18 protein-coding genes are annotated in these 22,168 nt (G+C 72.1%); 9 read left to right on the forward strand and 9 right to left on the reverse strand.

Annotated features, from left to right (window positions below; all coding sequences use genetic code 11):
- Window positions 1-30 precede the first annotated feature (30 nt).
- Entirely contained in the window at window positions 31-522 is a 492-nt protein-coding gene (gene soxR / locus ABEB17_RS19430) for a redox-sensitive transcriptional activator SoxR (protein WP_345718396.1), read from the reverse strand.
- Between the two features lie 60 nt (window positions 523-582).
- Between soxR and ABEB17_RS19435 the strand changes: the two genes are divergently transcribed.
- The 3 genes from ABEB17_RS19435 to ABEB17_RS19445 all read left to right on the forward strand — a co-directional run bounded on the left by ABEB17_RS19435 (window position 583) and on the right by ABEB17_RS19445 (window position 3,104).
- Window positions 583-1,332 (forward strand): SDR family NAD(P)-dependent oxidoreductase, encoded by a 750-nt coding sequence (locus ABEB17_RS19435; RefSeq protein WP_345718397.1) that lies wholly within the window; start codon window positions 583-585, stop codon window positions 1,330-1,332.
- Window positions 1,329-2,399: an S-adenosylmethionine:tRNA ribosyltransferase-isomerase gene (locus ABEB17_RS19440; RefSeq protein ID WP_345718398.1), complete on the forward strand. Its 1,071-nt coding sequence runs from the start codon at window positions 1,329-1,331 to the stop codon at window positions 2,397-2,399. Before ABEB17_RS19435 ends, ABEB17_RS19440 begins: the two co-directional genes overlap by 4 nt.
- Window positions 2,400-2,468: 69 nt before the next feature.
- Window positions 2,469-3,104 carry a hypothetical protein gene (locus ABEB17_RS19445; protein ID WP_345718399.1) on the forward strand — a complete coding sequence of 212 codons (636 nt, stop codon included), beginning with the start codon at window positions 2,469-2,471 and terminating at the stop codon, window positions 3,102-3,104.
- A gap of 4 nt (window positions 3,105-3,108) precedes the next feature.
- Here the strand turns inward: ABEB17_RS19445 and ABEB17_RS19450 are convergent, their stop codons facing one another.
- Window positions 3,109-3,990: a GTP-binding protein LepA gene (locus ABEB17_RS19450; RefSeq protein ID WP_345718400.1), complete on the reverse strand. Its 882-nt coding sequence runs from the start codon at window positions 3,988-3,990 to the stop codon at window positions 3,109-3,111.
- A 75-nt stretch (window positions 3,991-4,065) separates the two neighbouring features.
- A complete protein-coding gene (locus ABEB17_RS19455) occupies window positions 4,066-5,199 on the reverse strand; it encodes an AI-2E family transporter (RefSeq protein WP_345718401.1) in 1,134 nt (377 codons plus the stop codon).
- 168 nt (window positions 5,200-5,367) lie between these two features.
- Here ABEB17_RS19455 and ABEB17_RS19460 point away from each other — a divergent pair, with 168 nt between their 5' ends.
- A complete protein-coding gene (locus ABEB17_RS19460) occupies window positions 5,368-5,598 on the forward strand; it encodes a hypothetical protein (protein ID WP_345718402.1) in 231 nt (76 codons plus the stop codon).
- A gap of 13 nt (window positions 5,599-5,611) precedes the next feature.
- Here ABEB17_RS19460 and ABEB17_RS19465 read toward each other — a convergent pair whose 3' ends face one another.
- The 4 genes from ABEB17_RS19465 to ABEB17_RS19480 all read right to left on the reverse strand — a co-directional run bounded on the left by ABEB17_RS19465 (window position 5,612) and on the right by ABEB17_RS19480 (window position 12,177).
- Window positions 5,612-8,293, reverse strand: coding sequence for a LuxR C-terminal-related transcriptional regulator (locus tag ABEB17_RS19465; RefSeq protein ID WP_345718403.1), 2,682 nt, complete (start codon window positions 8,291-8,293; stop codon window positions 5,612-5,614).
- 83 nt (window positions 8,294-8,376) lie between these two features.
- Window positions 8,377-10,095: a SulP family inorganic anion transporter gene (locus tag ABEB17_RS19470; protein ID WP_345718404.1), complete on the reverse strand. Its 1,719-nt coding sequence runs from the start codon at window positions 10,093-10,095 to the stop codon at window positions 8,377-8,379.
- A complete protein-coding gene (locus tag ABEB17_RS19475) occupies window positions 10,092-11,774 on the reverse strand; it encodes a SulP family inorganic anion transporter (RefSeq protein ID WP_345718405.1) in 1,683 nt (560 codons plus the stop codon). Before ABEB17_RS19475 ends, ABEB17_RS19470 begins: the two co-directional genes overlap by 4 nt.
- 1 nt (window position 11,775) lies before the next feature.
- Window positions 11,776-12,177 carry a DUF7144 family membrane protein gene (locus ABEB17_RS19480; protein ID WP_345718406.1) on the reverse strand — a complete coding sequence of 134 codons (402 nt, stop codon included), beginning with the start codon at window positions 12,175-12,177 and terminating at the stop codon, window positions 11,776-11,778.
- 341 nt (window positions 12,178-12,518) lie between these two features.
- On the opposite strand from ABEB17_RS19480, the gene phoA reads away from it, so the two are divergent.
- A complete protein-coding gene (phoA, locus tag ABEB17_RS19485) occupies window positions 12,519-13,877 on the forward strand; it encodes an alkaline phosphatase (protein WP_345718407.1) in 1,359 nt (452 codons plus the stop codon).
- Between the two features lie 4 nt (window positions 13,878-13,881).
- Here phoA and ABEB17_RS19490 read toward each other — a convergent pair whose 3' ends face one another.
- Together ABEB17_RS19490 and ABEB17_RS19495 are read right to left on the reverse strand one after the other, a co-directional pair.
- Window positions 13,882-16,194: a diguanylate cyclase gene (locus tag ABEB17_RS19490; RefSeq protein WP_345718408.1), complete on the reverse strand. Its 2,313-nt coding sequence runs from the start codon at window positions 16,192-16,194 to the stop codon at window positions 13,882-13,884.
- 141 nt (window positions 16,195-16,335) lie between these two features.
- Window positions 16,336-17,583, reverse strand: a complete 1,248-nt coding sequence (locus ABEB17_RS19495; protein WP_378226995.1) for an AGE family epimerase/isomerase — start codon at window positions 17,581-17,583, stop codon at window positions 16,336-16,338.
- Window positions 17,584-17,701: 118 nt separating this feature from the next.
- Between ABEB17_RS19495 and ABEB17_RS19500 the strand changes: the two genes are divergently transcribed.
- The 4 genes from ABEB17_RS19500 to ABEB17_RS19515 are packed head-to-tail and all read left to right on the forward strand — an operon-like array spanning window position 17,702 to window position 22,162.
- The gene (locus ABEB17_RS19500; protein ID WP_345718410.1) at window positions 17,702-18,922 is read left to right on the forward strand and encodes an ROK family transcriptional regulator; all 1,221 of its coding nucleotides are present in this window, start codon (window positions 17,702-17,704) and stop codon (window positions 18,920-18,922) included.
- Window positions 18,922-20,283 (forward strand): ABC transporter substrate-binding protein, encoded by a 1,362-nt coding sequence (locus ABEB17_RS19505; protein ID WP_345718411.1) that lies wholly within the window; start codon window positions 18,922-18,924, stop codon window positions 20,281-20,283. Before ABEB17_RS19500 ends, ABEB17_RS19505 begins: the two co-directional genes overlap by 1 nt.
- On the forward strand, window positions 20,280-21,272 hold the full coding sequence (locus ABEB17_RS19510; protein ID WP_345718412.1) for a carbohydrate ABC transporter permease: 993 nt from the start codon (window positions 20,280-20,282) through the stop codon (window positions 21,270-21,272). Before ABEB17_RS19505 ends, ABEB17_RS19510 begins: the two co-directional genes overlap by 4 nt.
- Window positions 21,272-22,162 (forward strand): carbohydrate ABC transporter permease, encoded by an 891-nt coding sequence (locus tag ABEB17_RS19515; RefSeq protein WP_345718413.1) that lies wholly within the window; start codon window positions 21,272-21,274, stop codon window positions 22,160-22,162. The genes ABEB17_RS19510 and ABEB17_RS19515 overlap by 1 nt, the downstream gene beginning before the upstream one ends.
- Window positions 22,163-22,168 lie beyond the last annotated feature (6 nt).

Raw genomic sequence — 22,168 nt, forward strand, 5'->3', positions numbered from 1 at the left:
CGCGATCCTCGCCGATCCTGGCCGACCCGGCTAGCGCTGTTGCCGCGGCGCCGTCGCCCGCAGGCTCGTGCCGCGCAGCGCGGGGGGCAGGTACCGGGCCCCGGAGCCGGTCTCGCGCATCACGTCGTCCGGGTTCGACAGGCGGCAGCGCTGCAACGACAGGCAGCCGCAGCCGATGCACGAGGTCAGCCCGTCACGCAGCCGCTCCAGCGCGGCGATCTGCTCGTCCAGCCGGTCCTGCCAGGAACGGCTCAGCCGCGCCCAGTCCGCCTTCGTCGGGGTGCGGGCACTCGGCAACGTCGCCAGCGCGTCCCGGATCTCGTCCAGTGAGAGCCCGACGTTCTGTGCCGCCCGGACGAACGCGAGCCGGCGCAGCACCGAGCGGTGGAAGCGGCGCTGCCCACCGGTGGTCCGGTCGGACTCGACCAGACCCTGGCTCTCGTAGTACCGGATCGCCGAGCTGGCCAGACCACTGCGCCGGGACACCTCGCCGATGACCAGGAGGTCGTGCGTCGAGCTCATCGCAGCGCCACCTCCGCTCCCCTTGACCTCAAGTTCACTTGAACTTACATCATCGACAACATGACCGAGAAGACAGCGAACACCTCTCCCTCCCGGGTGGCCCTGGTGACCGGCGGGTCGCAGGGCCTCGGCCTCGCGCTGACCCGCGAGCTCGTGAGCCGCGGCTGGCACGTCGTCACCGACGCCCGCAACGGCGAGCGGCTGCGGGCCGCCGTCACCGGCCTGGGGGACGCCGTCACCGCCGTCCCCGGGGACGTCACCGATGCGGCGCACCGGGCCGAGCTCGTGGCCGCCGCGGCCGGTGCCGGCGGCCTGGACCTGCTGGTGCACAACGCGAGCGCGCTCGGCGCCAGCCCCCTGCCGACCTTGACGGTGTACCCGGCGGACACCCTGCACGAGGTCTTCGCAACCAACGTCGTGGCGCCGGTCGCCCTGACCGCCCAGGCGATCCGCCTGCTCACCGCCGCTTCGCCGGACGGCCGCCGTCCCGTCGTCCTGGCCATCAGCTCGGACGCCGCCGTCGAGGCGTACGAGGGGTGGGGCGGGTACGGCGCGTCGAAGGCGGCGCTGGACCACGTGGCCCAGGTCCTGGCCGTGGAGCACCCCGACCTGACCGTGTACGCGGTCGACCCGGGCGACCTGCGGACCCAGATGCACCAGGACGCCTTCCCCGGCCAGGACATCAGCGACCGACCACTGCCGAGCACGGTCGCCCCCACGCTCGTCGACCTGGTCACCTCCGGCCGGCCCAGTGGGCGCTACCGCGCCGCCGACCTCGCCCTCGAGACCGGCCGACAGGTCAGCGCATGAGCGCCACGCCCGCGCCGGCGGCGATCCCGCTCGCGCAGACCCGATTCGACCCCCGCCCGGGCAGCGACGCCACGAGCCCGGCAGAGCACCGCGGCCTGGCCCGAGACGGGGTGCGCCTGCTCGACGTCCGCCCAGACGCGCTACGGCACCGGCTGTTCCGCGACCTGCCTGACCTCCTGCAGCCCGGCGACCTGCTGGTCGTGAACACGTCCGCCACGGTCCCGGCGTCGTTGCCCGCGCGTCGACGCGAGGGGCCACCCGCCCGGGTGCACGTCTCCACCACGCTGGACGACGGCACCTGGGTGGTCGAACCGCGGTTGCCCGACGGGAGCGGCCCGGACCTCTCGCTACGGGCTGGCGACCTGCTCCGTCTGCCCGGCGGCGCTCGACTGCGGCTGCTCGACGGCTACCCCGAACCGGCGCGGACGACGTCCCGGCTGTGGCGGGCGGCCCCGTCCGCCGGGCTCGACGTGGGCCCGTTCCTGGCCCGGCACGGGCGCCCCATCGAGTACGGCTACCTGGATGCGGCGTACGACCTGGCCGACCACCAGACGGTCTACGCGAGCGAGCCCGGCAGCGCGGAGATGCCCAGTGCCGGGCGCCCGTTCACCGCCGACCTGCTGGTCCGGCTGATGGCTCGCGGGGTGAGCATCGCCCCGATCGTCCTGCACTGCGGGGTGTCCAGCCAGGAGGCGCACGAACCGCCACTGCCCGAACGCTTCGAGGTACCGCCGGACACCGCCCGGCTGGTCCGCAGCGCGACGGGTGCCGGGCGGCGGGTGGTCGCGGTCGGCACCACCGTCGTCCGAGCGCTGGAGTCCGCGGTCGCGGCGGACGGGCGGGTCCGCGGCGCCAGCGGGTGGACGGACCTCGTGATCGGCCCGGACCACCTGCCGCGCGCCGTCACCGGGCTGCTCACCGGGCTGCACGCACCGCAGGCCAGCCACCTGCTGATGCTCGAAGCCGTGGCCGGCCAGGCGCTCGTCGCCCGCGCCTACGACAGCGCCGTCCGGTCGTCGTACCTGTGGCACGAGTTCGGGGACTCGATGCTCTTCCTACCCTCGTAGGTCCTGCCGGCCAGCGGCCCCGGTCGCGACCGGCTCAGGTCACGACCGCGGGGTGCCGACATCGATGGGGTGCGGATCCTGGTCGGCGCGGCCGTCGTCGCGCTCAGCGTCGGCTGGCTCGTGGCCGGCCGGTTCCGCACGCCCCGGACGTGGCGGGTGCTCCCGGCACTGGTGGCGTTGCCCGCCCTCGCCTTCACCCTCAACGAGGTGCGCTGGTGGCACTTCGAGCACGGCCTGGCGGACGCGGTCCGACCCGTCCTGGCCGGCCACGACTCCGGTTTCGGCTGCGAGCGCCTGATGCACGACTTCTTCAGCAGCCAGGGCCGGTCCGGGCACGTGTGGTTCGACGCGAACGGTGTGCCGGCTCGCGAGGCCTTCCTGTCGATGGACACCTGCGCGGGAGTCAAGGCGTACCAGCACGATCCGCGGTCCGCCTCAATGGCCGACGTGGTGGCGGTACACACCGTGACGCACGAGGCGGAGCACCTGGCCGGGCAACGCAGCGAGGCCGTCGCCGAGTGCTCGGCCATCCAGGCCGACGCGCGGGTGATGGTGGCTCTCGGCGCGGACGCCGCCACCGCCCGGGCGCAGACCCGGTCGTACCTGACGACGATCTACCCGCGCCTGTCCGGCGACTACGTGGACGGCGAGTGCCGGGCCGACGGCACCCTGGACCGCACGCCCGGGGACGGCGTCTGGCCCTGACTGGTCAGGTGCGGATCGGGTCGGCGTACTGGCCGGACCGGGCCAGCTCGAGCGCGTCGTCCAGGGCCTTGAGCACGTACGGCGGCACGTACATGCCCTGCTGACCCGCCCACAGCAGCTCGCGCTCCACCACGGAGATCTGGTGCGCGTAGGCGGGCAGGCCGTCCGTCAGGTCCAGGCTCTGCACGAGCTCGCCGAACTGGGCCCGCTGCACCTCGTTGTTGGCCCCGACCAGCCCGAACGACCGACGGCGCAGCACGCGGGCCAGGTGCACTTGCCAGGGGGCCAGCACGCGGTGCTGGATCATCCACCGCGCGGACAGCGCGTAGTAGGCGAAGTGGCCCGGCTCCTGCCGCTTGATCTGGTCGATCACCGTGCGGGCGATGGCGTGCTCACCGAGCCGGCGCATCCCGCCGGACAGCCGCCCGTAGGCCAGCACCGCGGACTTCTCCGTGGCCGCACCGGTCAGGTAGTACAGCAGTCGCGTGACCTCGTGCACCGGGCGCAGGTGGGAGAGCGCGCCCAGGACCCGGATCTTGGCGCTGACCGTCTCGGTGTCCGGCGCCGCGGCCGGGCGACCCAGGTCCTGCTGCAGGCGGTCCAGGATCAAGCCGTGCTGGGTCTCCTGCGGCTGCCAGACGTCGCGGTAGAACGTCCGGTCGGTCTGGTTGGCGTCCGGCAGCAGGGTCAGCAGCTCCAGGACGTTGCGGTCGACCTCGAGCTCGACCCGGGCCAGGTAGTCGATGACGTGGCCGTACTCGCTCAGGACCAGGTGGGGGCGCCGGACGGTGCGGTCCACGCTGTCCAGACTGATCGGCGGGTGCAGCTCACCGAGACGGTGCACGTGGTCGCGCAGCGCCGTCTCGGTCACCAACGCCTTGCCCATCTCGCCTCCTTCGACCTCGAGGTCGCATCGTGCCATGTCATGCAGCACAACGTCAGGAGGCCCGGAATCATCCCGCTAGGCGGGAGCGGGCTCCTGTGGCGGGGTCGGCGGGCTGGCTGGCGGGGTGGCCGGGTCGGCTGGTTGGTCGGATGGCGTGGGCCCGATGAACATCTCGGCCCAGGCCACCTTGGGGTCGGCATCGATCAGGAACGCCCGCACCAGCAGGCTCATCGGGACGGCCAGCAGCGCACCGACCGGTCCCAGCAAGAAGGTCCACAACACCATGGACAGGAACGTCATCGTGGTGCTGAACCCGACGGCGTCGCCCACGAAGCGAGGCTGGATGAACGTCTGCAGCACCACGTTGATGACGCAGTAGACGGCGATGACGGCGAAGAACGTCCCCCAGCCGCCGCTCAGCAGGCCCAGCAGCGCCGGCGGGATCAGCCCGATGATGAAGCCGATGTTGGGGATGAAGTTCGTCAGGAACGACAGCAGGCCCCAGACCAGAGGCAGGGGCACACCAAGAGCCCACAGCGCCAACGTGTCCAGCGTCGCCACGATCAGGCCGAACACGGTGGTGACGATCAGGTAGCTCTGCGTCCCGTTGATGAAGCGGGTCAGCGCGTCGGCCAGCTCCGGTCGCACCTTCCGCAGGAGCTCACCCCGAGCCGGCATCGCCGTCGACTCGAAGGCCAGGAAGAACAGCAGCGTGACGAGGAAGAACAGGTTGCTGGCCGCACCGAGCACGCCGGACAGCAGGTCCCCGACCAGGCCGAGGACCTTGCCGAAGTCGATCTGGGACAACGCCTTCTGCGTCCCGCTGGTGCTGAGCCCCGCCTGGTCGAGCTGCTGCGACAGCTGGTGGACCATGTCCTGGGCCTTCTGTGCGTACTCGGGCAGCGTCGAGGCCAGCTGGACGGCGGAGATGGCCACGCCGCCGGCGAGGACGAGCACCAGGAGGTACGCCGCGATCATCCCGAGCAGGGTCGCCGCCCAGCCGGGCCAGCCCTTGCGTCGGGCCCACCGCGGGATGGGGCCGACGGCGATCGTCAGCACGAGGGACAGCATGATCGGGGTCACGATGCCCTGGGCGCCCTTGAGCCCGGCACCGATCACCACCGCAGCCGCAGTGCCCAACAGGACCACCAGTGCCCGGGACAGTCCCGGCCCGGAGTCCGGGGCACCCACCTGCGAGTCGACAGCCATGCCGGTCCCTTTCTGCCGCAGTGAACCACTGCGCACGCTAGGGACCGGTACCGATCACCCGCCTCCCCCGTTGTGGGTGAGGCGGCGTCGCCACCACGGACTCATGCTGAGCAGGCTGGGCCGCCCACGGGCAGCGCCAGTTCGTCAGCCGCCGGGATGGGAGGCCTCGTGGGAGAGTATGCGATCCGCGTCTCGGGGCGACTGTCCGACGCCCTGCTCAGCGCCTTCCCGACGTTGCACCAGCAGCCGCTGCCCGTGCAGACGCTGCTGTGGGGAGACCTGCCGGACCAGGCTGCGCTGCAAGGCGTCCTGGACTCCCTCGACGAGCTCGGGGTGGAGATCCTCGAGGTCAACCAGCTGCCGGACCGGTCGAACGAGCAGGCCGAGCACCCGGCCTGACCTGATCCGCGGCTCAGCCGGGCAGCATCCCGGCCTCACGCGCCGACCGCAGCGCCTCGGCCCGCCGGGTGGCACCGAGCTTGCGGTAGAGCGAGGCCAGGTGCGTCTTCACCGTGTTCTCGGTGATGTACAACGTGGCCGCGATGTCGGTGTAGGAGCCGCCGAGCGACAGCTCCCGCAGGACGTCCAGCTCCCGGGAGGTCAGGTCGATGACCATGCCGGACGTCGTCCCGGCGGCCGACGTGAGGTCCACGACCAGCGGCGGCGCCGGCCGCTCGCGGGCCGCTCGGGCCGTCGCCTGCGCGGGGATGGATCGCCCACCGCCCAACCGGGTCAGGGTGTCGAGCAGGTCCGCGGCGGCGGGGTGCGCATCGTCGCGGGCCGCTTCTCCCGCCAGCAGGTGCACGAACTCCGGGGCCCGGCCGACGTCGGCGAGCACCAACCGTCGATGCGGCCCGACCCGTGACAGCAGACCGCGCAGCTGGTGCTCCGCGTCCTCGATCTCACCGTCCCGCAACGACATCCACGTCCGGTGAACCGCCGCTGCGGCGCCGACGCTCTGCCGCCGGGCGCCCGGCCGGCACGCCTCGAGCAACTCGTCGAGGGCGGCCGCACTGGCGGACGGGTCGCCCCGCAGGTCCAGCACCACGGCGTCCACCAGCGAGGCGTCCGCGGACTTCCCCAGAGCGCGCAGCTCGGCGGCCGCCTCCACCGCGTCGTCGACGTCCGCGGCCAGCAGCGCGAGCCAGCCCCGCAGCTCGGCGTACCAGCGGCGCAGGAAGCGCGGCACGACGCCGGGCACCGGCGGCGGCGAGTCCAGGTAGCTGCGGGCCTCCTGCACCTGGCCGGCGTGCGCGAGCAGGTGGCACTCGATCAGGTGCACCAGCACGTCGACCACGACGTCCAGCTCACCGGCGGCCTCCCGGCGCACCAGCCGGACATGCTGCTCGCTGAGCTCCAGGTCGAGGTCGTTCAGCGCGACCCAGGCGTGCACCACGTGGGCTGAGGCGACGAAGGTCGCCTGCTGCTGGGCCGTCTCCTGCACGCGAGCGATCACCTCGCGGGCGCGCCGGTCGGCGGACGAGTACGAGCCTCGAGCCAGGTCCACCAGGCTGGCGTAGGCCATCGCCTCGATGACAGGGAGGTCGGCGCCCTGGGCGCGAGCAACGACGAGCGCAGCGTCCAGGTGCTCGTGAGCGGCGTCCAGCTGGCCCGCCCAGCACTCCACCACCGCCAGCTCGATGAGCAGCCAGGCCCGCGCGCCGTCGGCCGCCCGCCCGGCGTCGGGCCCGTGGGACTCACCATCGACGGCCCCCCGCTCGAGCCGGCGCCGGGCCGCCCCGATGGCGTCCGTCGCCGGCAGCAGTCCGGTCCGCGCCAACCAGCAGAGCAGGATCGGCTCGCCGACCCCCCAGGCCGTACTGGGGTGAGCCTGCGGGCCGACGCCGAGGGCGAGCGCCTGGCCGGCCAGTTGGGTGGCCCGCTTGAGGTCGCCGGCCGCGCGCCGCTCGAGAGCGCGCAGCACCGCGAGCCCGGCGTCCCCGTCGCCCAGGTCGTCGGGCACGGCGTCCAGTGCCATCCCCACCAGCTCCCGCTCGCCGTTCGCGATCAGCCCGAGCCCGTGGGTTCGAAGGAGCTCCACCAGCTGCCCGGCGTCGTCGAGGTGGGTGGCGTGCCGCAGCGCCGTCGCCATGTCTCCGTGCTGGCCACTCACCTGCACGATGCGCGCCTCGGCGGCTTCGTGCAGCTCGTGCTCGGGGCCATCACTCACGACGCGACGCCGCAGCAGCTCCTGCAGCAACGGGTGGTAGTGCCAGGCCGTCTCGCCCGACGCGTCCCGCGCCGCCGTGACCAGCAGGCCCTCCGCCGCCATCCGAGCGATCAGCGTGGCGGCACCGGCGTCGGCCGACATGACCACCGCCTCGCTCGCCGTCACCAGGTCGTTGCTGCACGTGCACAGCAGCACGTGCCGGGTGCGGGCGTCGAGGGTCTCGAAGACCTCCCCGAGCAGGTAGTCCAGCACCGGTTGCTCGGTGGTGGACAACGCCTCTCGGGCGGTCACCGGGTCGGTAGCGGCCGCCAGCGCCCGGGCGCCGAGGACGAGTGCGGCCGCCCAGCCCTGGCCGCGGTCGCGGATGATCTGGACGTCGGCCGCAGCGGCACCGTTCGCGTGCGCCGTGATCAACCGGGACGCCTCGCGGTCGGTGAACCGCAGGTGGGTGGCGCGGATCGTGGTGACCTGGCCGGCCAGCTCCAGCCGGACGAGGGGCAGCATCAGGTCGCGACGGCTGGCCAGCACGATGCGGACGCGGCCGTCGCCGTCCGCCAGCAGCTCGCCGACCGCCCGCAGGTCGGCCGCCGCCAGCAGGTGCGCGTCGTCGAGCACGACCACGGTGCGACCCTTGGCCTCGCTGGCGCGGGCCAGGGCGTCCACGACACCGGACGCGACGCGTGGCCGCGCGCGTCGGCAGTCCAGCCACAGCACCCGGCGCTTGCGCGCGGACTGCTGCGCCGCCCACCCGCGCAGCATCGCGCTCTTGCCGGACCCGGCAGGGGCGACGACCACGGTCAGCGGGCGGGTGGTCGCCTCGTCCAGCAGCTCGTCGAGCCGTGGCCGTGGCACCCAGTTGCCCGGAAGATCGCGCGCGAAGATGGGATGCGCGGCGATGGCGCCGCCCTCCACCCCTGAAGGCAAGCCGACCACCCCTCCCCGGTTGGACGACGGTGCCCAGCGTGCCCGACGTCCCACCGAAGCACAACGACAAACGGGTCTCGGTCTCAGGATCCGTCCTCGTCGCCGACGGGCGGGTCCCGGTGCTGCACGAGCCACGCGCGGGCCTCGCTCACGGCCCGCAGGGTCGAGTCGCCGACCACCTCGGTGGCCTCGAACACGTGCAGGTTCCCCCGCGCGTCCTGGGAGTACGAGCGCTGGAACCGTTGCAGCATCTCGGGATCGACCCCGCTCAGGTACAGCGTGCCGTTCCGCTCGGCGAGCTGGTTGCTGTACGTCGTCACCACCGCGAAGAACGTCGCCCCCAACGTCGTCCGCCCCCGCAGCCGCAGCACGACCACCGGCGACACCGACCCGACCGCGCTGGGCAGACGTGCCTGCAAGGTGCGCGCCCCGGCGTACAGCAGGCTGCCGTACACGTCGAGGACCGTGACAGCGTGCGAGGGCAGCGTCCCGGGCGCCGTAGCCTGCACGAACCGCCCGCCGTGCTCCACCCGCAGCTCGACCACCGACAGGTCCATCGCCTCGCGGTTCAGCTGCAGCACCAGCGAGGTGATCAGCCCGATCGCGACCGCCGCGGCGACCGGGAGCAGCAGGGTGGCGACGAACGTCACCGTCATGGCGATCTTTGCCGTGCTGCCGGTGCGCCAGACCGTCGCGATCTCGGCCGGCGCCAGGGTGCCGAGCCCGACGACGATGAGCACGGCGGCGAGCGTCGCCGAGGCGACCTGCGAGACGACACCCGACAGCGCGACGAGGATCAGCAGCATCCAGAGCCCGGCGAAGACCGAGGCCCAGCGGCTGCGCGCCTTCAGCGAGACGTTCAGCGCGGTGCCGCTCACCGACCCGCCTACCGGGATGCCGTGCACGAGCGAGCTCGCCACGTTGGCCACGCCCTGGGCCACGAAGTCGGCATTGGTGTCGGCCGGCACGTCACCCTTGTTCGGCGCGGCCTCGGCGACGCCGGCGCCCTGCACCAGGACGATGACCGCCACGGCCAGCGCCCCGGACAGCACCTGCGGCGTCACGTCGCTCAGACGCGGGAACGCCAGTGGCGGCAGCCCGGACGGGATTGCACCCGAGTCGGCGATGAGCTGGACGCTGTCCGCGTTGAGCAGGAGCGCGGCGACGGTGGGGATCGTGACGGCGGCCAGTGATGACCACAGCGCGAAGCGGGTGCGGTTCAGCAGCACGAGGATCGCGAGCGCGCTCAGGCCGACCGTGGCGGTGGGCCAGTCGATGCCGCTGGGGTGCAGCAGGACGTCGATGGCCTTGGTGAGGTTGATGCTCTGGTCCGTACTGGCCCCGAGCAGGTCCGGCACCTGTCCGAGCGAGATGTTGACGGCGACCCCGCTGAGGAAGCCGAGCATCACGGAGCGGGAGACGAACCGTACGTACCGCCCGAGGCGCAGCAGCCCGGCGACGAGCATGACGATCCCGGCAGCCATGGTCAGGACGACGAGCGCGCCCGCGCGGTCGTCGTCGGGCACCGACGCCAGCGCCGACCCGGCGGCCAGTGACGCCGCCGTGGTCGTCGTCACCACCATCATCCGGGTGCTGGCGGACAGCCCACCGAACGTCGGTCCGGCGAAGGTCGCGTACAGCCCGTACGCCGGGCTCACCCCGACCAAGGTCGCGCTGGCCATGCCGTCGGGCACCGAGCTGATCGCGTTCGGTAGGCCGGCCAGGACGTCGGCCTTGAGGTCCGCGCGTCGCGGGCGCACGCCCGACCACCAGCGCCCCACCAGCGCCAGGGGGCGGCTCACTGCGCCGCCCGGCGCTGGAACGCTGCGACGGCCGTCTGCACGTCCGGCTGGAGCTTGCCGGCCGCCACCCACTCCTGCCAGAGCGGGGTGCGCTGCGCCTTCTCCTTCGCCCGCGGTGGCATGCCGGCGATCCAGAGGTCGACGTCCTCGCGTCGCAGCTCGCGGTCCAGCTCGAGGAACACGTCCATCACGTACAGCGTGGTGGTGAACGTCCGGCTGACGTCGACCACCAGCACCTGCGGCTTCGGCTCGGCCCCCTCGACCCGGAGGTTGAGCTCGGATTGCAGGGCCCGGATGTTGCCCGTGAACATCACGTTCTCGACCCGCAGGACCAGCACCCCGTGCACCGCCTCGTCGCCCTCCCCACCCGCGTGCAGCGTGCCGTCCGGGCGCCGGTGCAGCTCACTGATGTGCATGTGCGACAGCGACCTCAGCACCAGCAGGTAGGTGATCACCACGCCGGCCAGGACGCCGACCAGCAGGTTGGTGAGCAACGCGATCACACCCGCGGCCAGGGCCAGACCGAACTCGGTGCGGTCGATCCGCCAGGCCCGGCGCAGGTCGGTGGTCTGGATCAGACCGGTCACGGCCACCAGCACGACAGCACCGAGGGTGGCCTGGGGCATCTCGCTGAGCAGGGGCGCCAGGAACAGGGACGTCAGGACTGCGAGCGCAACCGTGGCCAGCTGGCTCACCTGGGTGCGCGCCCCGGCGCTCACGTTGACCAGCGTCTGCGAGAACCCGCCCGCCACCGGGACCGTGCCGAAGAACGAGCCGGCGACCGACCCGGCGCCCGTGGCGATGAACTCCTGGTCGTTGACGAGCTGCGGGTCGTCCGGCTGACGCGTGCTGCGCGCCACGGACACGCTCTCCAGCAACGCCATCAGCGCGATCCCGGCCGCGTAGGGAAGCAGTCCCGCGACGTGGTCGAGCCCGGGCAGCGACGGCGCGACGAGGCCGGTCGGCACCTCCGGGATCAGGGCCACCCCGTGCTCGTCCAGGTTCGCCACCAGGACCAGCCCGATGCCGATCACGAGGGCCACCAGGGGCCCGGGCACCCGCGGCGCGACCCGACGCAGCACCAGGACGACCGCGACGGTCCCGAACCCCAGGAGCGCGGTCACCACGCTGACGTCGTCCAAGTGCTGCAGGACGTTGCGGATGTTGCTCAGGAACGAGTCGCCGGACGTGCTCAGACCCAGCAGCTTGGGCAGCTGGGCGGCGGCGATGGTCAGCCCTACCGCGACCTTGATGCCGAACAGCACGAGCTCGGACACGCACTCCACAATGAAGCCGAGCCGGAGCACGACGGCGAGCCACAGCAGAAGCCCCACCATCAGCGTGAGCGTCGCGGTGGCGGTCAGGGCCTGCGCGCCGGACACCCCAATGCCGGTCAGCGCGGCCGCGGTCAGCGCCACGATCGTGGACGAGGTGCTGAAGCTCATCCGGCGGGCCCCGCCGAGCAAGGCGTACACCGCCATCGGCACGATGCAGGTCTGCAAGCCTACCTGAACCGGTAGGCCGGCCACCGTGGCGTAGGCCATGGCCTGCGGGATGACGACGCCGCCGGCCGTGAGGCCGGCGACGACGTCCGGGCGAAGCCACTCCCGCTGGTACTCGCGCAACCAACCCAGCGCTGGGACGAACCGCTCGATGCGCGTGGGCTGGCGCGCGGTCACCTCACTCCTGGTCCAGGCGCGTGGTCGCCAGGCCCCAGATGATGAAGACGTCGAGCGCGATGATGATGATGCCCCAGATCGGGTAGTACGGCAGCCACAGGAAGTTCGCGAGCGCCTGCAGCGACGCGAGGAAGATGCCGACCGACCGCGCGAGGACGTTTCCGGTGAAGATCAGCAGCCCCGTCCCGGCGACGAGGATGCCCAGGATCAGGTGGATCCAACCCCACTGGCTGGCGTCGAAGGACACGAAGTAGTTCGGCGTCGTGACGAAGAAGTCCTTGCCGTTCACGATGGCGATCAGGCCCTGGAAGAACCCGAACACGCCGACCGTCAGCAGCAGGCAGCCCGCGAAGACGCTTGCGCCGCTGGCCCAGGGGCTCGATGTTGACCGGGTGTTGCTCATGCTTCCTCCGTGTGCTCGAACGGACTCATGGGCTCTTCGGGCCCGACAGCATCGTTCTCCCGTGGCCACTGCGGCCGCCTCACCCCCAACGGGTGAGGCGCGCGGCCCGCCGCCCCTCCCCTCTCGCGCACGCTTCCGCCACTGAGACCGGTTCTGCTGGCCGAAACTCGGCTTGGGCGGCGGAAACCGGCCTGAGCGGCGGAACCGCGGGGTTGGGGGCGGGTAGGTGGGGCGGAGGAGTTCGCCGGGTGGTCACCGGCCCTTCACCTGGACGGCGGCTGGATGCTTCCCCCGACTGGTCGGCTGAGCCCGTTCACGCTCCCGCGAAGAATTGGACGGACATGCGCTCACCTCGATCCCACCGCCGCCACGCTGTCATCGGACTGGCGACGGCTGCCCTCGTCGGCACCCCGCTGGTGGCCCTCGCCGCCGGCGCCCACAGCGACCACACCCAGGCCGCGCGCCAGGCCATCCAAGGCGGCAAGGCCCGCAACGTGATCCTGCTGATCGGCGACGGCATGGGCGACAGCGAGATCACCAGCGCCCGCAACTACCAGGTCGGAGCGGCCGGCCGCCTCGCCCTGGACACGCTGCCGCTGAGCGGCGCCTACACGACGTACGCGGTGCGCAAGGACAACCCGACGATCCCCGACTACGTCACGGACTCCGCCGCGTCCGGCACCGGCTGGTCGACCGGCCACAAGTCCTACAACGGCGCGATCTCGGTGACGCCGGACGGCAAGCCGGTCCCGACGATCCTCGAGCTGGCCAAGAAGGCCGGGTTCCGCACCGGTGACGTGACGACCGCCGAGCTGCAGGACGCCACCCCGGCGGTGCTGGGCTCGCACGTGGTGAGCCGGGACTGCAAGGGTCCGCAGTCGATGACCGCCTGCCCCACGAACGCGACCGAGAACGGTGGCGCCGGGTCGATCGCCGAGCAGCTGGTCCGGACCGCCCCCGACGTCTTGCTGGGTGGCGGCAAGCAGTACTTCGACCAGACCGTTCAGGCCGGCCGCTTCGCCGGGCTGAGCGTCCTGCAGCAGGCTCAGGTCGGCGGCTACCAGGTGGTCACGGACGCCGCCGGGCTGGCCGCCGCCAAGCCGAACGCGCCGATCCTGGGCACCTTCGCGAAGAACAACATGGACCTGGAGTGGGTCGGCCCGACGCCGACGAAGACCGGGACCGCCCCCTCGCGCTGCGAGGTGAACGCCGCTCGCACCGCCAGCCAGCCGCACCTGGTGGACATGGCGAGCAAGGCGTTGCAGGTGCTGGACCGGCAGACCCGCACCAGCCGCAAGGGCTTCTTCCTGCAGATCGAGGGCGCCTCGATCGACAAGCAGGACCACGCCGCCAACCCGTGCGGTCAGATCGGCGAGACCATCGCGTTCGACGCCGCGGTCAAGAAGGCCCTGGACTACCAGCGCTCGCACCGCGACACGCTCGTCGTGGTCACCGCCGACCACGGCCACACCAGCCAGATCGTGGAGGGCCCGACCGAGGGCGTCACCGCGACGCTGCGCACCAACGAGGGCGGCGACCTGACGATCAGCTACGCCACGGCACCGATCACCGGTTCGCAGCAGCACACCGGCACCGAGGTGCGGATCGCGGCAGGCGGACCGCAGGCGGCGAACGTGCTCGGGGTCACCGACCAGACCGAGCTGTTCTTCACCATGCGCCGGGCCCTCGGCCTGGGCTGATCGATCAGGCGGAGATCCGGTTCCGACCGGAGACCTTGGCCCGGTAGAGCGCCTCGTCCGCCCGGGCCAGGCAGCCCGCCAACGGCTCGACCCCGTCCCAGGTGGCCAGACCGAACGAGCAGGTCTGGCCGCCTGGGACGTTGCGGCGCAGGCGGTCCAGGGCGATCCGGGCCTCGTCGGAGTTGCTGCCGGGCAGCGCGATCGCGAACTCCTCGCCGCCCCAGCGGGCGACCAGGTCGATCTCGCGCAGCGACGACGTGGTGCGCTCGGCGAACTCGCGCAGCAGCTCGTCCCCGGCGTCGTGGCCATGGGTGTCGTTGTACTTCTTGAAGTGGTCCAGGTCGGCGACCGCGAGGGTCAACGACTCCCCGGTCCGCCGGACCCGCGCGGTGAGTGCGTCGAGTCGCTCGTACCAGCCCCGCCGGTTCACCAGCCCGGTCAGCGGGTCCGTGGTGGCGAGCGCCTGCAGCTGCTGGCGCAGCATGGCACCGGTCAGTGCAGCGCCGGTCTCGGCGGCGAGGGTGGCGACCAGGGACGCGATCCGCGGGTCCAGTGACTCCGCCGGCTCGAGCCAGCCGATGAGCAGGATGGCCACCGTCTTGCCGTTGGCGATCACCGGCTCGCACAGGACGGCGCGCGTGTTGGACAGCTCGGACAGCGCCTTGCTGGCGGGCGAGAAGGCTCGGGCGTCCCCGATGAAGGCCGACTCACCGGTGCCGAAGACGAGTCCGGTCAGCGTGCCCTGACCCGTCGGGGTGCGGACGCCCATCGTGTCGATGCCCTCGCAGGCGGTGACGACGAGCTCGTCGCCGTCCGGCTCGACCAGCGCCACCGAGCCGGCGCCGACGAGGTCGCGCACGGCAGAGACCACCACGGGCCGCGGATCGGTGCCGGCCTGGGCGCAGCGGGCGACCTGCGCGACGGCGGTCAGGGTCTCGCGGGAGTCGCGCAGCTCCAGCTCGCTCTGCTTGCGCTCGGTCACGTCCTGGATGTGCGCGAGGGTCCAGTCCTGGCCCTCGGGGCCGTCGACCCTGGTCACGCTGAGCCAGACCCAGCGGATCTCGCCGCTCGGCCGGACGTAGCGCTTCTCCACGTGCACGGGCGCGCCGTTCGCATCGGCCAGCATGGTCCGCGCGCTGCGGTGGGCGCCGGCGTCGTCCGGGTGCGTGAAGGGCAGGGACGACGAGCCGCGGATCTGCGACTCGGAGCGGCCCAGCAGCCGGCAGAGCGCGTCGTTGGCCGCCACGAACAGCCCGTGCTCGTCGGACAGCCCGATGCCCACCGGCGAGTCCTCGAACATGCTCCGGAACCGGGCCTCGGACAGCGCGAGCCGCTCCTGGGTGCGGCTCAGCGCGGCCTGCTGCGCTCGCTCCTCGGTCACGTCGGCCATGGCCACGACCGCACCCAGCGCCGTCCCGTCCGGGGCGGTCAGGGCGCGACCGAAGCACAGCGCGCGGGTCGCCTTGCCACCCACGGGCGCGATCACGATCTCGATGTTCTCGACGTGGCCGTCCTCCAGGGCACGCATCAGCGGCACCTGGTCCAGCCTGAGCGGCGTCCGGCCGTCCACGTCGAACAGGTCGTAGCGCCGGGGCCACTCGTGCGGGGGGACGTCGTCCAGGACCTCGGTGCCGTGCCACTCGCGGGCGGCTTCGTTGAACACGGTCAGGCGGCCGTCCTGGTCGCACGCGACGATGCCGACCGCGACGCTGCCCAGGACCGCGTCGAGCAGCTCCTGCCGGGTCTCCAGCTCGCGGGCTGCCAGCTGGGCGAGGACCTGCTGGTCCTGCGCCTGCCGGGCCAGGTCGGCGCTGTGCCGGGCGGCCCGACGCTGCTCGAAGAGCCCGAGGACGACGGTCGCGACGTCCCGCAGGCTGGCGACCAGGTGCTCGTCGGGGTGGCCGGGCTCGCTGTCGAACGCGCACAGGGTGCCGAGCACGTGCTGGTCGGCGGTGACGAGCGGGATGGAGACGTAGAGCCGGACGTCGCCGAGCTCCCCGGTGACCCAGGGGTTCGCGGCGTACGCGGGGTCCCGCGTCGCGTCTGGGACGACGACCGGTCGGCCGGACAGGAAGTGCTGGCCGCACATGGAGTGCTCGCGCGCGCTGTCGCAACCGACGAAGCCGACGGTGGCCAGCTGTCGCTGGTGGTCGGCGTCGATCAGGTTCAGGGTCGCGTTCGGCAGTCCGCTGACCTGGACGGCGAGGCGCAGGACGGCGTCCAGCTCGGGCCAGCTGCCGGCAGCCAGCGGGACGTCGCTGAGCAGCCCGTACCCCTCGAGGGCGGCGAGTCTGGCGCGCTCACGCTCGTCGCCCACGCGGTCACCAACGGTCGAGCTCGGGGACACCGAGCCGGCTTGACCGGTGGAACTGTGCACGGACGTCCCTCCTGGACACCGATGACGCGGCGCGTCGACCGCCTTCGATATCGGCAGGTCGGCGCCGAGCCTGAAGATTCCTCACGTCCGCCACCCCCGCGCGAGGGCGGCGGCCATGGCGGGGGCGAGCGGCAGCCGCGGGACCAGGGTGGCCTGGACGGCGTGGTAGGCGTCTGGCTTGCCCGGCCAGACCGTCGCCGCGGGTCGGTTCTGCGCGTCCAGCTCGTGCTGCCAGCTGCCCGCGGCGCTGATCAGGAACTCCTGCACGTACGCCCACCAGCGGCCGAACCACTGCTGGTACGACGGGTCACCGGTGGCCTGGTACAACGCGGCTGCCGCACCGATCCCCTCGGCCACCACCCAGTGCATGCGCTCGCGGACCACGGGGGCGCCGTCCCAGTCGACGGTGTAGACCAGCCCGGGGGCGCCGTCCACCGACCAGCCGTCGGCGACCGCCCGCTCGAAGAGCGCCTGGGCGGCCTGCACCATCCAGCCCGGCTCGCCGTCCGGGCCGGCGGCGAGCGCGGCGTCCAGCTGCAGCAGCAGCCGGGCCCACTCCAGGCTGTGGCCGATGGTCGCGCCGTAGGGGCGGAACTGGTCGCCCGGGTTGTCCTTGGCGTAGTCCAGGTCGGGCGCCCAGGCGGTGTCGAAGTGCTCGGGCAGCCGCCAGCCGTGGTTGCGGGCCTCCCCGTTGATCAGCCGGTCGGCGATCCGGGCGGCGCGGTGCAGCCAGACGTCGTCACCGGTCGCGTCCGCCGCTGCGGTGAAGGCCTCGACGGCGTGCATGTTGGCATTGGCCCCGCGGTAGGGGTCGAGGGTCTGCCACGCGCCGTCCCAGACGTCGACGACGACGCCGGCTTCCTCGTCCCAGAAGTACCGCTCGACGACCTCGATGGCATCGGCGAGCAGCTGCTGCGCTCCGGGCCGTTGGGCCTGGACGGCGGTCGAGGCCGCGAGCAGGACGAACACGTGGTCGTAGGCGTGCTTCTCGTCGAGGACGGACTCACCGGACCCGTCGACCTGCGGCCACCACCCCCCGTGCTCGGTGTCGCGCAGCAGCCCGTCGAGGGCGGCGAACCCGCGGTCGCACAGGGCGTCGGCGCCGTCCACGCCCAGCAGGTGCGCGAGGCCGTAGACGTGCGTCATGCGCGCGTTGATCCACAGGTGCAGCGGCTGGCTCGGATCCGGGACGCCGTCGTCGTCCATCCAGCCGAAGCCGCCGCGGGGGTCCACCGCCCCGGTGTAGAAGGCGAGCAGTCGCTTGCCCTCGGCGTCGAGCTCGGCGGAGGTGGGTGGGGCCGGTGCGGTGTCGTCGCTCACCCGCCCCATCCTGCTCCTCCCCGGGGTCACGTTTCCCGAAAGGTGCCATGACCACCCTTGACGTGTCGCCGGACGGGGGCCTACCTTGCGCTACTGCCAAGAAAGTTTCCTACTAGATAGGAACCGCGTGACCGCCTCCTTCGCCGCCGGGCCTCCTGGCCTGCTGCGCGCCCTGAACGCCCGAGCCGTCCTGGAGACCGTGGCGACCCTGGGGCCGACCACCCGCGCGGACGTCGCCGCGGCGACGCAGCTCTCCAAGCCGACCGTTGCGGCCTGCCTGGCCTCGCTGGTCGAGCGCGGTGCGGTCCAGGAGGACGGCGCGGTCAGCGGCCGCAAGGGCCCGGCGGCGACGCTGTACCGCCTTGCGCCACAGGCGGTCTGGGCGATCGGGCTGGACATCGGACACGACCGGCTGCGCGGCGCCCTGGTGGACGCGGCGGGCACGGAACGCGGGCACGTGGACGTCCCGGTGCGCCGACGCCGGGCCGCCCTGACCCGGCAGGTGCGCGAGGTGTGCGAGCGCCTGGCGGGCACCGCCGGCATCACGCTGGGCGAGGTGCACCACGTCGTCGTCGGCGTCCCCGGCGCCGTCGGGTCGGACGGCACCCTGGCGTTCGCGGACGCGCTCCCCCAGGACGGCGAGGGGCTGGTTGCGGCACTGCGGGCTCAGCTGCCCGTCCCGGTGACCTTCGACAACGACGTCAACCTGGCGGCCCTCGCCGAGCTCGCCGCGCAGCCCGACGTCGAGGACTTCGTGCTGGTCAGCGTCGGTGCGGGCATCGGAGCGGGCCTGGTGATCGGCGGCCGGGTGCACCGCGGCGTCGGCGGGGCGGCCGGCGAGGTCGGCTTCCTGCCCGGCTGCGCGTCCGACGTCCGGCACTCCCCCCAGATGATCGAGCACGAGGTGGGCGGCGAGGTGGTCTCCCGGCTCGCCCGCGAGGCCGGCATCCCTGGCGACCCTGGCGCCCGCGCCGTCTTCGAGCTGGCCCGCAGCGGCGACCCTGTCGCGCGCGCCGCGGTCGACGCCACCGCCCGGGGGATCGCGTACGTCGTCGCCTGCCTGGTCGCCGTGCTGAACCCCTCGCGCGTCGTCATCGGGGGCTCGGTCGGCAGCAACGCCGACCTGCTGCTGGACCCGGTGCGTCAGCATCTGTCCGCATTCACGACCTTGCGCGTGCCCGTGGTCGCGTCGTCGGTCGGCGTCCAAGCGGTGCTCCACGGCTCCCTGGCCATGGCGGCCGGCCTGGCGCGCGAGTCCGCCTTCGCCGCGTTCACGGGTGCCCCCATCGAGCACGCCGTCCCGCAGAACCAGCCCGCCCCGCAGCACCTCGTCGCCCAGGAGTCCTGATGCCCAGCACCGCCCGCCGATCCACGTCCCTCCTGCTGGTCGCCGCCTCGGCGGCCGGCGCCCTCGCCCTGGCCGCCTGCACGTCGTCCGGTGCAGACGCATCCGGTCCGCAGACGGCCATCGCGACCACCGACAAGCACGAGCCCACCACCATCACCGTGTGGACGTTCAACCACCTGCCGCAAGAGGTGAAGGCGTTCGAGGGCGCGCTGGCCCGGCTGCACACCACGTACCCGTGGCTCACCGTGAAGTTCGTGCCCAACAAGGACGACGCCGCCTTCGGCAAGGCCGTCGCCGCGGGTCAGGCGCCCGACGTGTTCGTCTCGCCGTCCCCCGACAACGTCGCGAAGTTCTGCTACAACGGCACCGTCGCCCCGCTGGACGAGTACCTGAAGGCCGCGAAGGTGGACGTCGCCGCGACCTTCCCGCCGTCCGCGCTGGTGTACACGAAGTTCCAGGACAAGCAGTGCGCACTGCCGCTGCTGGTCGACGCGTACGGCCTGTTCTACAACAAGAAGATGCTCGCGGACGCCGGGGTGAACCCGCCCAAGACGCTGTCCGAGCTGACCGCCGCGGCCAAGAAGCTGACCGTCAAGAACAAGGACGGCTCGATCAAGCGGTTCGGGTTCATCTCGCGCTCGGACTACAACAACAACTCCGCGCTGTACGACGGCGTGCAGGCGGGCACCCAGTACTACGACGCGCGCGGCAAGGCGACGTTCGGCGCCGACCCGCGCTGGGCCCAGCTCATGCAGTGGGACAAGGACCTGAACGACTGGTACGGCAACGGCCAGGTGTCGAAGTTCGTCGCGAAGTTCCAGCCGCACACCGACGACGCGAAGAACCCGCTGATCACCGGGGACGTCGCGATGGAGGTCGACGGCGAGTGGCACGTCGGTGAGATCGCGGACGCCAAGACCGACCTGGACTACGGCGTGGTGCCCGTGCCGGTGCTGGACGAGGTGAAGCAGACCTACGGCGCGGGCAGCGCGGTCGGCACCGTGGCCTACCTGCCGGCGGGCTCCAAGCACAAGCAGGAGGCGTTCTTCGCCCTGCAGCAGCTCACCACCGACACCGCGTTCCTGACCGGCCTGGCGGACACCGTCTACAACATCCCGAGCACCTTCGACTCACTGAAGGCCTGGGACAAGAAGGACGACGAGCACTGGGGTCCGCTGGTCGAGATCTTCGCCAACAAGGGCTCGTACTACAAGCAGCTCACGCCGGTCGGCAGCGAGGACGCCACCGTGTGGGGCACGGCCCGCCAGCAGTTCGAGACCGGGCACGCGACCGACCTGGGCAAGCTGCTCGACGAGACCGCCGGCAAGATCGACAAGCTCAACCAGGACGCGGTCGAATGACCTCGACCACCGCGTCGACCACCGCGGACCGGCGACCGGGCAGCTCCCGGCGCCGGTCGCGGCGGGGCAGCCCGAGCCGCTCCCCGTGGAGCGCGGTGCTGGTGATGGTCTCGCCCTTCCTGGTGGGCCTGGCGGTGTTCACGCTGTACCCGGTCGTCACGACGCTGTACTACTCGTTCACGAACTTCCAGCTCGGTTCGATCCGGCCCACCGAGTTCGTCGGCCTGCGCAACTACGAGCGGCTGTTCACCAGCTCGGACACGTTCTGGGTCGGCGTCCGGAACACGCTGTGGATGGTGCTGATCATGGTGCCGCTGCGCACCCTGTACGCGATGTTCGCGGCGTGGGTCGTCGGCTCGGTGCGCCGCGGAGCCAGGGTGTACCGAACGCTGTTCTTCGTCCCGGCGATCGTGCCGGTGGTCGGCGCCTCGCTGGCGTTCATCGTGATGCTCAGCCCGACCGGGCCGGTGAATGCGTTGCTGGCCAAGGTCGGCATCGAGGGGCCGGCCTGGTTCGGTGACCCGCAGTGGTCCAAGCCCAGCCTGGTGCTGATGGCCCTGTGGGCGTGCGGCGACACCATCGTCATCTTCTCGGCCGCGATGCTGGACGTGCCGCGCGAGCTCTACGAGGCGGCCGACCTGGACGGCGTCGGGCGCTGGCAGCGGTACCGGCACATCACGTTGCCGTTCCTGTCGCCGGTGATCCTGTTCAGCGTGGTCACCGGGATGATCTACACGTTCCAGTACTTCACGGAGGCGTTCGTGGCGTCCGGCTCGGCTAGTGCCGTGCAGGACTCCTCGCAGCTCCTCGGCTACCCCGGACAGTCCCTGCTCTTCTACACGACGGACCTCTACCAACAGGGCTTCGTGTACTTCAAGACCGGTTACGCCTCAGCGATGGCGTGGATGCTGTTCCTCGTCATCTTCGGCGCGACCGTGGTCATGCTGCGCATGTCCCGCTCGCTGGTGCACGACAGCGGGCGGCCCTGATGGCCACCGCCGTCAGCCCGCGCCTGCCGGCCGCCGCCGCGCGCGAGCGGGACCGTCGTCCGTTCGGACGTCGGGTGCTGGAGGGTGTCGCCGAGCACGCACTCGCCGTCGCCCTGTCCGCGGCCTTCGTGCTGCCGCTGCTGGTCTGCGTCGTCACCTCGGTCATGACCCAGCAGCAGGCCGGCACCGGCGAGCTGGTCCCGCAGCCCCTGCACTGGGGGAACTTTCGCGAGGTCTTCGAGGTCATGCCGTTCGCGCGCGACCTGTGGAACACGTTGCTGTACGCGGGGTTGAGCGCCGTCGGCATCGTCGTGTCGTCCGTGCCGGTCGCGTACGCCGTCTCGCGGATGCGCTGGCGCGGGCGCAACGCGTTCTTCGTCGTGGTGCTGGCGACCATGATGATCCCGGCGCAGGTGACCAGCCTGCCGCTCTACGTGATGTACGCCCACCTGGGCTGGATCGGCACGTTGAAGCCGCTCATCGTGCCGGCGTTCTTCGGCGACGCGTTCAGCATCTTCCTGCTGCGCCAGTTCTTCCTGACGATCCCCGAGGAGACCATCGAGGCCGCACGGGTGGACGGCGCGAGCGAGTACCGGATCCTGCGGCAGATCGTGGTGCCGATGGCCCGGCCCGCGCTGGCGGCGGTCGGCCTGTTCGCGTTCATGTTCGCTTGGAACGACTTCTACAACCCCTTGCTGTACAGCGGGAACAGCGCGAGCGGGCAGACCCTGGCCGTCGGCCTGGCCGGGCTGGCCAAGAGCGCGCACCAGTCGGCGTACCAGCTGCAGATGGCGGCCTCGCTGATGTTCCTGCTGCCCGTGCTGCTGCTGTTCATGAGCGCGCAGAAGGTGTTCATCGAGGGAATCGCCATGAGCGGGAGCAAGGGGTAGACGAGA

Origin of the sequence: Angustibacter luteus, from assembly GCF_039541115.1 — a bacterium.
Classification (GTDB): Bacteria; Actinomycetota; Actinomycetes; order Actinomycetales; family Angustibacteraceae; genus Angustibacter; species Angustibacter luteus.

Excerpts from the sequence above, each read along its gene's own strand:
- ABEB17_RS19505 (WP_345718411.1), top strand. The coding sequence starts at position 18,922 with ATGCCCAGCACCGCCCGCCGATCCACGTCCCTCCTGCTGGTCGCCGCC.
- phoA (WP_345718407.1), top strand. The coding sequence starts at position 12,519 with ATGCGCTCACCTCGATCCCACCGCCGCCACGCTGTCATCGGACTGGCG.
- soxR (WP_345718396.1), bottom strand. The coding sequence starts at position 522 with ATGAGCTCGACGCACGACCTCCTGGTCATCGGCGAGGTGTCCCGGCGC.
- ABEB17_RS19510 (WP_345718412.1), top strand. The coding sequence starts at position 20,280 with ATGACCTCGACCACCGCGTCGACCACCGCGGACCGGCGACCGGGCAGC.
- ABEB17_RS19480 (WP_345718406.1), bottom strand. The coding sequence starts at position 12,177 with ATGAGCAACACCCGGTCAACATCGAGCCCCTGGGCCAGCGGCGCAAGC.
- ABEB17_RS19440 (WP_345718398.1), top strand. The coding sequence starts at position 1,329 with ATGAGCGCCACGCCCGCGCCGGCGGCGATCCCGCTCGCGCAGACCCGA.
- ABEB17_RS19435 (WP_345718397.1), top strand. The coding sequence starts at position 583 with ATGACCGAGAAGACAGCGAACACCTCTCCCTCCCGGGTGGCCCTGGTG.
- ABEB17_RS19495 (WP_378226995.1), bottom strand. The coding sequence starts at position 17,583 with ATGGGGCGGGTGAGCGACGACACCGCACCGGCCCCACCCACCTCCGCC.
- ABEB17_RS19515 (WP_345718413.1), top strand. The coding sequence starts at position 21,272 with ATGGCCACCGCCGTCAGCCCGCGCCTGCCGGCCGCCGCCGCGCGCGAG.
- ABEB17_RS19455 (WP_345718401.1), bottom strand. The coding sequence starts at position 5,199 with ATGGCTGTCGACTCGCAGGTGGGTGCCCCGGACTCCGGGCCGGGACTG.
- ABEB17_RS19450 (WP_345718400.1), bottom strand. The coding sequence starts at position 3,990 with ATGGGCAAGGCGTTGGTGACCGAGACGGCGCTGCGCGACCACGTGCAC.